Here is a 13,951-nt window from a genome sequence, read left to right as displayed (position 1 = left end):
AGAGGAGCCAGCATGATGAAGTACTTGACTACACTACAACGCACACACACAACATCATATGGCTACTCGTATTTGACTGCGTAACACGGCAGCTGGATAGGGGTAGTGTCCTTTCCCTGACCATGCAAATGACTGAAGACTTTCAAGCGTACTTCATCCGATTGGTTGCACAATCAGGTGGAGTGCGCTTTTTTGCGTGCTCGGAAAGGACGGAAGGGGGAATCAGTCGTGAAACTGATTAAACAATTGGATTGGTTTATTAAGAGGCAGAAACGAACGTATGTCATTGCGATCATTTTGCTCATCATTACCGGGGTCATCGATATGCTCCCGCCATGGATTATCGGGCAAGCAATCGATGCGATCCGTGAAGGAAGTTTGACGACGGAACGGCTCATCACAATCGTCGGCTCACTGCTAGGCATCATGGTGTTATCGTACGTTTTATCGTACTTGTGGATCGCGCGTCTATTCGGGACGGCGTTCCTGCTCGAGAAAAAACTGCGGGCCCGATTCTTCGGGTATTTGCTCAAACAGACGCCGCGGTTTTATCAACAGCACCGCACCGGGGACTTGATGGCGCTCGCGACGAATGATTTGAAAGCGGTTGAACGGACGGCCGGTTTCGGTGTCATGACGCTCGTCGATTCGTTCAACATGACACTGATCGCATTGACGATCATGGGGGTGTTCATCGATTGGAAATTGACGCTCGCGGCACTGTTGCCGATGCCGTTACTTGCCTGGTCGATGAATAAGCTCGGCCGTCAAATTCACGCTCGCTTCACCGCGGCGCAAGATTCGTTCGGTGTCATGAACGACCAAGTCGTCGAATCGATTTCAGGACTTCGCGTCATCCGTTCGTTCGTGCAAGAAGAAGCGGATACGAAGAAGTTCGATACGATCACCGACGACGTCATGGCGAAAAACATGCACGTCGCCCAAATCGACGTATTGTTCGAACCGGTCATCAAACTGCTCGTCGGTTTGAGTTACTTGATCGGCTTGTCGTTCGGGACGTACCTCGTCTTTACGAATGACATCACGCTCGGTCAACTCGTCTCGTTCAACATTTATCTCGGGATGCTCATTTGGCCGATGTACGCGTTCGGTGAGTTGATCAACGTCGTCCAACGCGGGACGGCGAGCTTAGAGCGGATTGAAGCGACGATGAACGAAGCGCCGGACGTCGTCTCGAACGGCACGGTGCAAGTCGACGTGCCAGAGAAGATCACCTTCAAATCGTTATCGTTCCGCTATCCGGGTGCGAGCCGCCCGTCGCTCGAAGACATCGTACTCCACGTATCACGCGGAGAAACGATCGGAATCGTCGGACCGACCGGGGCCGGCAAAACGACGCTCCTGCGTCAGCTGATCCGCGAATATCCAATCGATGACTCTTTGCTCGTCAACGGGATCCCGGTTCACAAAATTAAACTCGACACGGTACGAGGTTGGAGCGGTTACGTGTCACAAGAACATCTATTGTTCTCGAAGACGGTCCGCGACAACATCTTGTTCGGGGCCGATGACGCGACCGAAGCCGACCTCGAGACGGCGATTCGGCTTGCGGCGTTTGATACCGATATCGAGCATTTAGAGAACGGGCTCGATACGGTCGTCGGCGAGCAAGGGGTCATGCTGTCAGGCGGACAGAAACAACGTCTGTCGATTGCGCGTGCGCTCTTGAAAGACCCAGAGATTTTATTGCTCGACGATTCGCTCTCGGCGGTCGATGCGAAAACGGAAGCCCGAATCATCGATTCGGTCCGGACGAGCCGTGCCGAACAGACGACGTTCATCGTCGCGCACCGCTTGTCTGCCGTTTCCCACGCTGATCAAATCCTTGTCTTGCAAGACGGTCGCGTCACTGAACGCGGCACACATGACCAACTGATGAAACAGCACGGTTGGTATTTCGAACAGTTCAATCGACAAGGAGAGACGGAGTAATCCGTACGAAAGGGGGAATCTCTTATGATCGATCAACACGAATTAGATCCGGTCCGCAGGAAAAAGACGATTCGCTCACTCGTTGGCTATGCCAAACAAGTGAAGCGCTCGATTTTCCTCGGGTTGATCCTACTCTTTTTAGCGGTCGGCGCAGAACTTGCGGGACCGTATATCGCAAAAATTATCATCGATGACCATATCGTCGCTATCGAGCGCGACTGGGTTCAAGTCGAGGCCGGGGGCAGTGTCTCGTTTGACGGCAATAACTATGAGAAAGAGACGCGGTTGGACGGGCAAGACGTCGTCCGTCCCGTCTCGATCGTTCAGACGACCGAAGGCTACTATCTCGTACCGGACGCCGTCATGAGCGGTGGGGTCAGAGAAGTCGATAACGGTGTCTTGACCATCACGCGGAGTGAGGAGACAGCGACGTACGACAACATCGTGCCGTTGTCTTCGACCGACGTCTTCCAGTTTTATGAGACGGATCTTCGGGCCGTCCTCGTCTTATCTGCCATCTACGTCGTCCTGTTGCTCATCGCAGCAGGTCTCAACTGGGGGCAACAGATGCTCCTGCAACGTTCGGCGCATACAATCGTCAAGACGATGCGCCTTGACGTCATGCGGCATTTGCAGACGATTCCAGTCCATTACTTTGACCAGACGCCGATCGGGAAAATCGTCAGCCGGGTCACGAACGATACGGAGACGATTCGTGATTTGTATTTGGGCGTTCTCGCCCGCGTCTTCCAAAGCGTCGTCATGATGATCGGTGTTTTGATCGCCATGTTCTTCCTAGACGTTCGCCTCGGACTCGTCTCGCTCATCATCATCCCGGTCGTCATCGTCTGGGTGAAGTTGTTCCAGCGTCTCTCGACCCGGAACAACTTTAAAGTCCGGGCGCTCGTCGCCGATATGAACGCACAATTGAACGAGAGCATCCAAACGATGCCGATCATTCAATCGTATGTGCGTGAAGACCTCGTCTATGATGAGTTCGATGTCAAGAACAGCGACAACTTCCAGACACGCCGGAAACTGTTGAAGCTCGACGCCCTTATGTCGCACAACTTGGTCAACTTCTTCCGCAACATGGCACTCGCGCTCCTCATTTGGGTCGTCGGTGCGCAAACGCTCGGAACGGGCAGTGTGCTCACGCTCGGGATACTTTACGCCTACATCGATTACGTGTCCCGTATTTTTGAGCCGGTGACGCAAATTATGAACCAGTTGTCACCGCTCCAACAAGCGCTCGTTTCGGCGGACCGAATGTTCCAACTGCTCGACGAGAAAGGCGAAAACGTCTCGTCTGAACGCATTCCGCGCTTTAATGGCGAAGTCGTGTTCGACAACGTGACGTTCAGCTATGAGGCTGGAAAGCCCGTGTTACAACAGATCGACATTCAAGCTGCACCTGGTGAAACGGTCGCACTCGTCGGCCACACCGGCAGCGGTAAGAGTTCGATCATGAACTTGCTCATGCGCTTTTATGATCCGTCGTCAGGAAAACTTTGCATCGACGGGGTGGACGTGACGACACTTCCGACGCAAGCCGTTCGGGACCATCTCGGCATCGTGTTGCAAGACCCGTTCTTGTTCACGGGCTCGATTCGGACGAACGTGACGCTCGGTGATGAGACCATTCCTGATGAACGGATTTGGCAAGCGTTGACGGCGGTCGGTGCCGATCGGTTCGTCAAGCAGTTGCCGCAAGGACTCGACGAGCCGGTCATTGAGCGCGGCGCTTCACTTTCGAGTGGAGAGCGACAATTGATCAGTTTCGCCCGGGCGCTCGTGTTTGACCCGGCGATCCTCGTCCTTGACGAGGCGACTGCTAGTGTCGACTCAGAGACAGAGGCGCTCATCCAAGACGCGCTGAAGACGCTCACATACGGACGCACGACGTTCGTCATCGCGCACCGATTGTCGACGATTCGTGAGGCCGATCAAATCCTCGTCCTCGACCACGGTCAAATCATCGAGCGCGGGAATCACCAGTCACTCATCGCTGACGGCGGCGTCTACGCCCGGATGCATGAGTTGCAAAGTAAACAGCAAGTGATCAGCTGAGAAAGGAGACGTTATGGAGATCATCGGCAAATATAATCAAGCTACAGTCTTCAATGAACGGATTGACGATATGACGCGCGCACAGATTCAAACGCTCGTCGACCAACCGTTCACGGAAGGGGCAGCGATTCGAATCATGCCGGATATGCATGCCGGCAAAGGCTCGGTCGTCGGGACGACGATGACGATTCACGACAAAATCGTACCGAACCTCGTCGGTGTCGATCTCGGGTGTGGCATGCTTTGCACCGAGATCAATGTGAAGCGGATCGACTTTCAAAAACTTGACGATATGATTCGTCAACTTGTTCCGAGTGGGATGAACATCCGGGAGTCGGCGCATTCATACGCGTCAAAGATTCCGCTAGAAGACGTTCGCGCCCCGTATAAGCTAGACCGGGCGTTACGCTCGGTCGGAACACTTGGCTCGGGCAATCATTTCATTGAGGTGAACCGTGATGATCATGGACGGACGTTTCTCGTCATCCATTCGGGTTCACGCCACCTCGGTGTCCAAATTGCAGAACACTATCAGCAGCGAGCGATCCGTCATATGATGGATACGACAGAAGTACAGAATGAGATCGAGCGTTTGAAAGAAACTGGACGCGAAAGTGATATTCAAGCTTATCTCGAGTACGCGAAGGCGGCGAAACAAGGATTGCGAGACCTCGCTTATATCGAAGGTACAGATATGGACGACTACATGCATGACGTTCGGATTGCCCAACAATACGCGGCAAGTAACCGACTGGCGATGACCGATGTCATCGTCGAAGCGATGAACTGGAACGTCGTCGATCAGTTCGATACGGTGCATAACTATATCGATCACGACGACATGATCCTCAGAAAAGGGGCGATTTCCGCAAAAGCCGGAGAGCGCGTCATCATCCCGATGAACATGCGTGACGGGTCGCTCATCTGTACCGGAAAAGGCAACCCGGACTGGAACTTCTCAGGTCCGCATGGCGCCGGGCGCATCATGTCGCGCTCAGCGGCACGAAAACGCGTCGATTTCAACGAATTTAAAAAATCGATGGAAGGCGTCTGGTCGAGCTCGGTTCGGAAGTCGACAATTGATGAATCACCGTTCGTCTATAAATCGATGAAAGAGATTGTGCGCTATATTGAACCGGCCGTCACGATTGATCAACTGATTAAACCGCTTTATAACTTCAAGGCGAACTGAACATTATTCAGTTTCGCCTTTTTCTTTTACTCGGAAAATCTGATACGCTACAAGTGAGGTGAACGAAATGGAAAAACGGTTGAGTGCGTTATCAAAGTATGAGCTCGAGCAAGAAATTCGTGACTTGCATGAGCGGAAACGAAAAGCCGAACAGATGGGTATGGTGAGTGAAATTGAGGTCGTGCTTCGCCGCATCGCCATCGCGGAGAGTTATTTGATTGATCCGGCATCGTTCAAACCAGGTACGACGTATATCGTCACCTACAATAATCGTCCGTTCCGATTGAAGTTTGTCAACGGCGTCATGGGTTGGGGAACGTTTGAAGGAGAAGCGATGGAACATGCGATCCCGCTCTCTGAGCTATCGGAGGTGCGCGTATGAACCGGTCAGACCAATACAAGCGGTTGGCAGAAATCTTAAGAGACAAGAACGATTTGTTGAATGAAGACGAGGCGTTAACGTGGGTTGAGGTGTTGTGGGAAGATTTTGAGACGACACTCGCCCGCGCTGGTGAACCGTACCCAGGGGAGGCAAAGTCGTTCCAATACGTCGTTCAACAAATCGATGCGTACGGGGCGCAATTGCACTTATTTCAAACGAAAAATGAAAAATTCAAACACCTGATTTCGAAACGGGATCTCCACTAAAAAATCACGCGATTGTTGCGTGATTTTTTGCTTGCAAACGTGGTACAGTTGGTTATAATAAAAGTCGCTATTTGTTTGCTTTAGAGTTGAGTATTTATAAACTTTCTTTAGTAAGTATCATGTATCACTAAACTTTCCTTAGAAAGGGAAGGAGGAATACAGTTTGGAAGTCGGTCAAAACATTAAACGACTCCGCGTCAAAAAAGGGTTGACCCAAGAAGAGTTGGCGGAACGTACCGATTTAAGTAAAGGTTATATTTCTCAAATCGAGCGTGATTTGAGTTCTCCTTCGCTTGAGACGCTGTTTGATTTGTTAGAAGTGCTTGGATGTTCGCCTAAAGAGTTTTTCGATGAGGAAATCAATCAAAAAGTCGTCTATACGGAAGACGACCGCACGGTATATGTCGACGAGAATCGGCTGTATCGGACGGAGTGGCTCATCCCAGAATCCAATGAGAAAGAGATGGAACCGATTCTCCTCACGTTCTCAAAACAAGGGGAGTTCAAACGGTACGAGCCGTCACGCGCGGAGACGTTCGTTTACGTACTGTCCGGCCGCGTCGCCCTCAAGCTAGGGAACCACACGTACTTCGCCAAACCGGGCGAGACGTTGTACTACGTCGCTTCAGACGCGCATCAGCTCGTCAACGATTTTGATGGCGCAAGCGAGTGTCTCGTCGTCGCCACACATTCGTATTTATAACAAGGGAGGAAACCAAATGAACCCAGAAACGATCATTCGTTTTGACAACGTGTCGAAGCGGTACGACGATACTGTCGTCTTAGAGAATATTAACTTTGAAATCGAGCGTGGGAAATTCTATACGCTGCTCGGTCCTTCGGGATGCGGAAAGACAACGATTCTGCGGATCATCGCCGGATTCACCGATGCGACAGAAGGTGACATCGAGTTCAACGGGAAGCGGATCAACGACGTGCCGGCGAACAAACGTCAAGTCAACACGGTCTTCCAAGATTACGCCTTGTTCCCGCACTTGAACGTATACGAGAACGTTGCTTTCGGTTTGCGCATCAAGAAGATGAAAGAAGCGGACGTCAAGACGAAAGTCGAACAAGCGCTCAAGTTCGTCAACTTGATAGGCTACGAATCACGTGAAATCGACGAGATGTCAGGCGGACAACGCCAACGCGTCGCCATCGCCCGCGCCATCGTCAACGAACCGGAAGTCATCTTGCTCGATGAGCCGCTTTCAGCGCTCGACCTCAAACTTCGGACTGAGATGCAGTACGAGTTGCGCGAACTTCAGCAGCGTCTCGGCATCACGTTCATCTTCGTTACCCATGATCAAGAAGAAGCGCTCGCCATGTCCGACGAGATTTTCGTCATGAACAACGGGGAGATCGTTCAAAGCGGGACACCGACAGATATTTATGACGAGCCGATCAACCGCTTCGTCGCTGACTTTATCGGGGAGTCGAACATTGTTCCTGGTGTTATGCCGGAAGATCACCTTGTCACGTTTGCCGGGAAAACGTTCGATTGTGTCGACCAAGGGTTTGACCGCAATGAAAAAGTCGAAGTCATCATTCGTCCAGAAGACTTGGAGATGACGTCGGTCGACGCGGCGAAACTCGTCGTCGATGTCGACTCACAACTGTTCCGTGGCGTCCATTACGAGATTTGCTGTTACGACCAAGAAGGCAACGAGTGGCTCGTCCATTCGACGAAGAAATCAGTCGTCGGGTCGAAAATCGGGCTCACGTTCGATGACGAGGCGGTTCACGTCATGCGTCTAGGCGAGACCGAAGAAGAGTTTGACCGTCGTCTCGAATCGTATGAGGAGGTCGCCCATGAATCAAACTAGTCAAACCGCCAAGACGGTCTATTTGACGACGTACTGGATATGGATTGCGCTGTTCGTCATCGCGCCGCTACTCCTGGTCGTCTACTACTCATTTTTTGATATCGAAGGGAACTTGAGTTTAGAGAACTATCAGATGTTCTTCACATCGACTTACTTGACGATGACACTGTCTTCGTTCTGGTATGCGTTTCTCATCACGTCCTTCTCGCTTCTCATCGGGTATCCGACCGCTTATTTATTGACGAGAACGAAACATAAGCAGCTCTGGCTGTTGCTCATCATTTTGCCATCATGGATCAACTTATTACTGAAAGCGTACGCGTTCCTTGGTATCTTTGGAACGTACGGCATCACGAACCAATTTTTAGAGGCGATCGGCATCGGGACGAAACAAATCTTATTCACGGACTTCAGTTTCGTATTCGTTTCAGTTTATATCTTCATCCCGTTCATGATTTTGCCGATCTACAACGCCATCGAGAAGCTGCCGCCGTCGCTCGTCTACGCGTCGCGTGACCTCGGTGCCTCGAACTGGACGACGTTCCGTCGCGTCATCTTCCCATTGACGCTCGACGGGGTGAAGTCAGGGATTCAAATCGTCTTCATTCCGGCGTTGTCGCTCTTCATGATCACGCGCCTCATTGCCGGAAACCGTGTCATCACGCTCGGGACGGCGATCGAACAACAATTTCTCGTCACGCAAAACTGGGGCATGGGGTCAACAATCGCTGTATTCTTGATTTTGGCGATGGTACTCGTCATGGTCATCACACGTGACTGGGGCGCGAAAGGAGCGGTGCGTCGATGAAGAAGAAAAAATTCAAGTTAGCGAATTTGTATTTGATTGCGGTGTTCTTTATTCTGTACGCACCAATCCTCTATCTAGTGTTTTACTCGTTTAACAGTGGGGGAACGATGAGTAACTTTGAAGGGTTTACCCTCGAGTGGTATAAATCGTTGTTCACAGATACCCGTTTGCTCGTCATCGTCTTGAACACGATCGTCATTGCGCTCTTGTCGGCGACCATCTCGACCGTGCTCGGTGTCATCGGGGCGCTTGCCATTTATACGGCACGGCAACGGTTCACGAAGACGTCGCTCTTATCGCTCAACAACGTCTTGATCGTCAGCCCGGACGTCATCATCGGAGCGTCGTTCCTCATTTTGTTCACGATGCTCGGCATTCAACTCGGGTTCTATTCGGTGCTCTTGGCGCACATCGCGTTCTCGGTTCCGATCGTGGTCATTTTAGTGTTACCGAAACTTCAAGAGATGAGCCCGACACTGATCGATGCGTCGCGTGACCTTGGAGCGAGCTCGTGGGACGTGCTCACGAAAGTCATCTTGCCGTATATCACGCCAGGTATCTTCGCAGGGTTCTTCACGGCGCTGACGTATTCACTCGATGACTTTGCGGTGACGTTCTTCGTCACGGGTAACGGCTTCACGACACTTGCCGTCGAGGTCTACTCACGGGCACGCCAAGGGATCTCACTTGAGATCAACGCGTTGTCGACGCTCTTGTTCGTGTTCACGCTCATACTCGTCCTCGGTTATTACGTACTCGCACAACGGAGTGCGAAGGAGGTAAGACGATGAAAAAACTAGTCATCATGTTGACAGTGCCGCTTCTCGTCAGTTTTGGTTTGTTGGTTTGGGTGTATCAAATCAACATGGCCCAAGGGTTTGGCGGCGATAACACACTCGTCGTCTACAACTGGGGTGATTATATCGATGAAGATTTGATCGGCGAATTCGAAGAAGAGACCGGACTCAAAGTCATCTACCAAACGTTCGACTCGAACGAGGCGATGCTGACGAAGATCCAGCAAGGCGGTACCGCGTTTGATATCGCCGTCCCGTCCGATTATGCGATCAGTAAGATGATCGAAGACGATCTGCTCTTGCCGATCGATTACGACAAACTCGAAAATTTCGATAACATCGACCCACGCTTCCTCGACAAGTCGTTCGACCCTGACAACACGTACTCGGTCCCTTACTTCTGGGGTACGGTCGGGATCGTCTACAATCCTGAACTCGTCGACGGTGAGATCACATCATGGAACGACTTGTGGGACATGCCGCTCGAGAATGATATTTTGCTAGCGGACGGTACACGAGAAGTGATGGGCTTCGGTCTTAACTCGCTCGGATATTCGCTCAACACGACGGACCGTGATGAACTGCTCGAGGCAGAAGCGAAGCTCGAAACGCTTTGGCCGAACATTAAAGCGATTGTCGGTGATGAGATCAAAATGCTCATGGCCAATCGTGAAGCAGCCGCAGCCGTCGTCTGGTCGGGTGACGCTTCTGAGATCATGTACGAGAACGACGAGTTGACGTACGTCATCCCGGAAGAGGGGACGAATCTTTGGTTCGATAACCTCGTCATCCCGAGCACGTCGAAAAACATTGAAGGGGCACATCAATTTATCGACTTCATGCTCGATGCTGAAATCGCGGCACGAAATACCGATTACGTCGGGTATTCGACACCGAACGAAGCAGCACTTGAATTTTTAGATGAAGAAGTCACATCGGACGAACGGTTCTATCCGTCTAAAGACGTGACAGATGAGCTTGAAGTGTACGAAAACCTAGGCAAACGCATGAACGCGTATTACAACGAGTTGTACTTGCGCTTCAAAATGCAGAGTAAATAAAGTAAGTCCCGCTCAAACGTTGAGCGGGACTTTTTAGGCTGATTCTTATATTAACCGATTGGAGATTTTGTCTGCCTGATGGCGTCGATGTGCGCTTCCTTGACCTCGATGCTCGCGTTCATATAAGGAAGGAGTCGTTCATACACTTCAATCCGTTCAGCTGCCGTCAATCGAGGTTCACGAGAGGCCATCATTTGCTTCGCCCATATTTTTCGATTCAACACAGGAACGCTAGACGACTCAACCCGCTTCAACGTAGAGCGATCACTGAAGACAATCCAGGAGTGTAAATAGCTTCGATCGAGATGTAGTAGCTGTTCGATTGCCCGCATATGGAGCTCGTTTTGCTTAATCGGATTGTAGAATTTAAACTTCTTTCGATTGGATAAAGCCTGTGTCCACTGTCGATCTTGTTCCCGTCCGAAGATCCAACCGCTATAATTTTTGGACTCGATGACGTGAACACCGCTCTCGTCGATGAACACCACATCGACTTCTGTCGTCCGGTCACGTTTTGTTGGATGAGGCAAATACAGGTTCGTCAAGATGAGCGGGGCGAGCCGGCGCGCCTCAAGTTCAGCAACACAGCGGTACTCTCCATATAATCCGATATCTTGCACGACTTTGATGTAGCGATGACCGGTCTGAGCAAAATATTGACTTTGTTTATACCGTTTTACTTTTGTGTACACGATTGTCCCACAAATTAAAAAAAGCGGGACAGCAAAACTGAGTAAGGAGATTAATACACTTCCAAGTACTTCGTTTAATAATTGGCTCATCATCATTCTCCCTTCTTATCTACGTTCACTATACAAGATGACGAGAAACGATTGAGTGATTTTTGGGGATTATTGGAAATAAGAAATTGAAAAGTACACGGTGAATCACAAAAAAGACCAACCATCTGTTAAGATGACTGGTCAAAAAAACAATCAAGACTGTTGCAACTCGGCACGCTCCTCGTCTGTGAATACGCGGGAACGGCTCAAAAACCGTTTCCCTTCGACGCCTTCGACCGAGAACATGCCGCCCCGGCCGTCGACGACGTCGATGATGAGCTGGGTGTGCTTCCAATACTCGTACTGCTTCTCGTGGATATAGAACGGACAGCCGCCGATCTCTCCGAGCAGGACGTCGTGATCGCCAATCATGAACTCATCTTGCGGGAAGCACATCGGTGAGCTCCCGTCACAGCAACCGCCCGACTGGTGAAACAGGAGCGGACCGTGTTTCGCAAGCAACTGCTCGAGGAGCGCGAGCGTGGCGGGGGTGGCCTCGACGCGACGCACCATCTTAAAAGAACCCGAGTTTTTGTTCGCTGTAGCTGACGAGCATATTTTTCGTACGTTGGTAATGGTTGAGCATCATCTTATGATTTTCACGTCCGATCCCAGACATTTTGTAACCGCCGAACGCGGCATGGGCCGGATACTGATGGTAACAGTTGATCCAAACACGACCCGCTTGAATCTCACGGCCGAACCGATAAGCCCGGTTCATATCGCGTGTCCAGACGCCGGCGCCGAGACCATAGAGCGTATCGTTCGCGATGGCGAGCGCGTCCGCGTCGTCCTTGAACGTCGTCACCGACAAGACTGGACCAAAGATTTCTTCTTGGAAGATGCGCATCTTGTTGTGACCTTTAAAGATGGTCGGTTGAACGTAATAGCCGTCGGCGAGGTCACCGTCCATCATGTTGCGCTCACCGCCGATCAAACATTCGGCTCCTTCGGCTTTTCCGATCTCAAGATACGATAAAACCTTCTCCAGCTGTTCATTTGATGCTTGAGCACCCATCATAACGTCAGGGTCGAGCGGGTTGCCGAGCTTGATCGCTTTGACGCGCTCGAGGACGCGTGCCATAAACGGCTCATAAATCGACTCGTGGATGAGGGCGCGCGATGGACACGTGCACACTTCGCCTTGGTTTAACGCGAACATGACGAGCCCTTCGATCGCTTTGTCAAAGAAATCATCGTCCGCATCCATAATGTCGGCGAAGAAGATATTCGGTGACTTGCCCCCGAGTTCGAGCGTCACCGGGATGATGTTTTGCGACGCGTATTGCATGATCAATCGGCCCGTCGTCGTTTCGCCAGTGAACGCGACTTTGTCGACACGGTTACTTGAGGCGAGCGGCTTCCCGGCCTCGAGTCCGAAGCCATTGACGATGTTGAGCACGCCTGGCGGCAGCAAGTCTTCAATCAGCTCCATCAGTACCATAATCGAGGCCGGTGTCTGTTCGGCCGGTTTTAAGACGATGCAGTTGCCGGCGGCGAGTGCCGGTGCGACTTTCCAGATTGCCATCAAAATCGGGAAGTTCCATGGGATGATTTGAGCGACGACGCCGAGCGGTTCCGCGAAGTGATAGGCGACCGTGTCGTTGTCGAGCTCGCTGATGCCGCCTTCTTGCGAGCGAATGACACCGGCGAAATAGCGGAAGTGATCGATCGCGAGCGGCAGGTCGGCGTTCAACGTCTCGCGGACGGCTTTTCCATTCTCCCACGTCTCCGCGTAAGCGAGCATCTCAAGGTTTTCTTCCATTCGGTCGGCAATCTTGTTTAAAATGACCGAGCGTTCGGTGACCGATGTTTTGCCCCAGGCGCCTTTGGCGGCATGGGCCGCGTCCAGTGCCAGCTCGATATCTTCTTTCGTCGACCGAGCGACCTCGCATAACACTTTACCATTTACCGGAGAGGTGTTCTCAAAATAGTCTCCCCCTGAAGGTGCTGTCCACTTTCCGTTGATGTAGTTCTCATAGCGGTCCTTGAACTGGACTTTCGTGCCTGCAGAGTTCGGTACTTCATAAATCATGATCGTTCCTCCCTTTTCCGTAAAGTATAGGGGCTCTATGTATGCGCTTACATTTTGTAGTAAGCCAATAGCTCCCTTTTTCATCCTAACGGGTTGCAGTGATAAAAGTCAAAATTTTTTGACAATAATTTGACACAATTATTTCGAGATGTTTTGAAGTCAAGATTTGTGGTAAAAACAGTATTGTGGAATCAATTTCAAATCGAAGGAGTGGACGTATTCATGGCAAAAACTTATCAAGTCGACCCAGCACACAGCTCAATCACTTTTACGGTGAAGCATATGATGATCTCGAAAGTGAAAGGCGAACTTAAAGAGTTTGCGGTTGATGCGAACGGACAGCCTGACGATTTAGCGAATGCACGGGTAAGCGTGACGATTAAAGCGGCCTCGATTGACACGAACAACGGTGACCGTGACGCACACTTACGGTCGGGCGACTTTTTCGACGCCGATCAACATCCGGACATCGTCTTCGAGTCGACATCATTCCAAGCGAAAGGCGGTAACGAGTTCGCTTTGACCGGTAATTTGACGATTCGTGGAACGACGCGCGAGGAGACGTTTGAAGTCGAGTATGAAGGCAGTGCGAAAGACCCGTGGGGCAATATGAAGCACGCCTTTACCGGAGACGGGACGATCAACCGGGAAGATTACGGGTTGACGTGGAACCAGGCGCTTGAAGCCGGCGGTGTCCTCGTCGATAAAAAAGTGAAATTTGAATTTGAGCTCCAATTCACGGAGTCTGAGGCATAAGAAAAAGTCGCTCGTGAGAGCGA

At 51.2% G+C, this 13,951-nt stretch carries 14 protein-coding genes; 11 read left to right on the top strand and 3 right to left on the bottom strand.

Features of this window, described 5'->3' with window-relative positions:
- Positions 1-228 precede the first annotated feature (228 nt).
- The 10 genes from EVJ29_RS10260 (at position 229) to EVJ29_RS10215 (ending at position 10,355) form a co-directional block, all read left to right on the top strand.
- Positions 229-1,953, top strand: a complete 1,725-nt coding sequence (locus EVJ29_RS10260; protein ID WP_131505081.1) for an ABC transporter ATP-binding protein — start codon at positions 229-231, stop codon at positions 1,951-1,953.
- Positions 1,954-1,977: 24 nt separating this feature from the next.
- Positions 1,978-4,023: an ABC transporter ATP-binding protein gene (locus EVJ29_RS10255; RefSeq protein WP_131505080.1), complete on the top strand. Its 2,046-nt coding sequence runs from the start codon at positions 1,978-1,980 to the stop codon at positions 4,021-4,023.
- A gap of 13 nt (positions 4,024-4,036) precedes the next feature.
- Positions 4,037-5,215, top strand: coding sequence for an RtcB family protein (locus EVJ29_RS10250; RefSeq protein ID WP_131465660.1), 1,179 nt, complete (start codon positions 4,037-4,039; stop codon positions 5,213-5,215).
- Positions 5,216-5,282: 67 nt separating this feature from the next.
- Positions 5,283-5,597: a YfhH family protein gene (locus tag EVJ29_RS10245; protein WP_070328949.1), complete on the top strand. Its 315-nt coding sequence runs from the start codon at positions 5,283-5,285 to the stop codon at positions 5,595-5,597.
- Positions 5,594-5,863, top strand: a complete 270-nt coding sequence (locus EVJ29_RS10240) for a YfhJ family protein (protein WP_070328950.1) — start codon at positions 5,594-5,596, stop codon at positions 5,861-5,863. The genes EVJ29_RS10245 and EVJ29_RS10240 overlap by 4 nt, the downstream gene beginning before the upstream one ends.
- Positions 5,864-6,026: 163 nt before the next feature.
- Entirely contained in the window at positions 6,027-6,566 is a 540-nt protein-coding gene (locus EVJ29_RS10235; RefSeq protein WP_070328951.1) for a helix-turn-helix domain-containing protein, read from the top strand.
- A gap of 16 nt (positions 6,567-6,582) precedes the next feature.
- On the top strand, positions 6,583-7,689 hold the full coding sequence (locus EVJ29_RS10230) for an ABC transporter ATP-binding protein (RefSeq protein WP_131465658.1): 1,107 nt from the start codon (positions 6,583-6,585) through the stop codon (positions 7,687-7,689).
- A complete protein-coding gene (locus tag EVJ29_RS10225; protein WP_070328953.1) occupies positions 7,676-8,497 on the top strand; it encodes an ABC transporter permease in 822 nt (273 codons plus the stop codon). The genes EVJ29_RS10230 and EVJ29_RS10225 overlap by 14 nt, the downstream gene beginning before the upstream one ends.
- Positions 8,494-9,288, top strand: coding sequence for an ABC transporter permease (locus tag EVJ29_RS10220; RefSeq protein WP_070328954.1), 795 nt, complete (start codon positions 8,494-8,496; stop codon positions 9,286-9,288). The genes EVJ29_RS10225 and EVJ29_RS10220 overlap by 4 nt, the downstream gene beginning before the upstream one ends.
- Complete coding sequence (locus EVJ29_RS10215) at positions 9,285-10,355, top strand: ABC transporter substrate-binding protein (RefSeq protein ID WP_070328955.1); 1,071 nt, start codon at positions 9,285-9,287, stop codon at positions 10,353-10,355. Before EVJ29_RS10220 ends, EVJ29_RS10215 begins: the two co-directional genes overlap by 4 nt.
- A gap of 50 nt (positions 10,356-10,405) precedes the next feature.
- Here EVJ29_RS10215 and EVJ29_RS10210 read toward each other — a convergent pair whose 3' ends face one another.
- The 3 genes from EVJ29_RS10210 to exaC all read right to left on the bottom strand — a co-directional run bounded on the left by EVJ29_RS10210 (position 10,406) and on the right by exaC (position 13,172).
- On the bottom strand, positions 10,406-11,137 hold the full coding sequence (locus EVJ29_RS10210; protein ID WP_070328982.1) for a nuclease-related domain-containing protein: 732 nt from the start codon (positions 11,135-11,137) through the stop codon (positions 10,406-10,408).
- A gap of 153 nt (positions 11,138-11,290) precedes the next feature.
- Positions 11,291-11,650 carry a DUF779 domain-containing protein gene (locus EVJ29_RS10205; protein WP_070328956.1) on the bottom strand — a complete coding sequence of 120 codons (360 nt, stop codon included), beginning with the start codon at positions 11,648-11,650 and terminating at the stop codon, positions 11,291-11,293.
- A 1-nt stretch (position 11,651) separates the two neighbouring features.
- Complete coding sequence (gene exaC, locus EVJ29_RS10200; RefSeq protein WP_070328957.1) at positions 11,652-13,172, bottom strand: acetaldehyde dehydrogenase ExaC; 1,521 nt, start codon at positions 13,170-13,172, stop codon at positions 11,652-11,654.
- Positions 13,173-13,394: 222 nt separating this feature from the next.
- Here exaC and EVJ29_RS10195 point away from each other — a divergent pair, with 222 nt between their 5' ends.
- Positions 13,395-13,928 carry a YceI family protein gene (locus EVJ29_RS10195; RefSeq protein ID WP_071399187.1) on the top strand — a complete coding sequence of 178 codons (534 nt, stop codon included), beginning with the start codon at positions 13,395-13,397 and terminating at the stop codon, positions 13,926-13,928.
- Positions 13,929-13,951 lie beyond the last annotated feature (23 nt).

Origin of the sequence: Exiguobacterium sp. SH4S7, from assembly GCF_004336795.1 — a bacterium.
GTDB lineage: Bacteria > Bacillota > Bacilli > Exiguobacteriales > Exiguobacteriaceae > Exiguobacterium > Exiguobacterium aurantiacum_A.
Note: the sequence above shows the minus strand (reverse complement) of the source record. Positions and strands in the feature narration are given on the sequence as shown.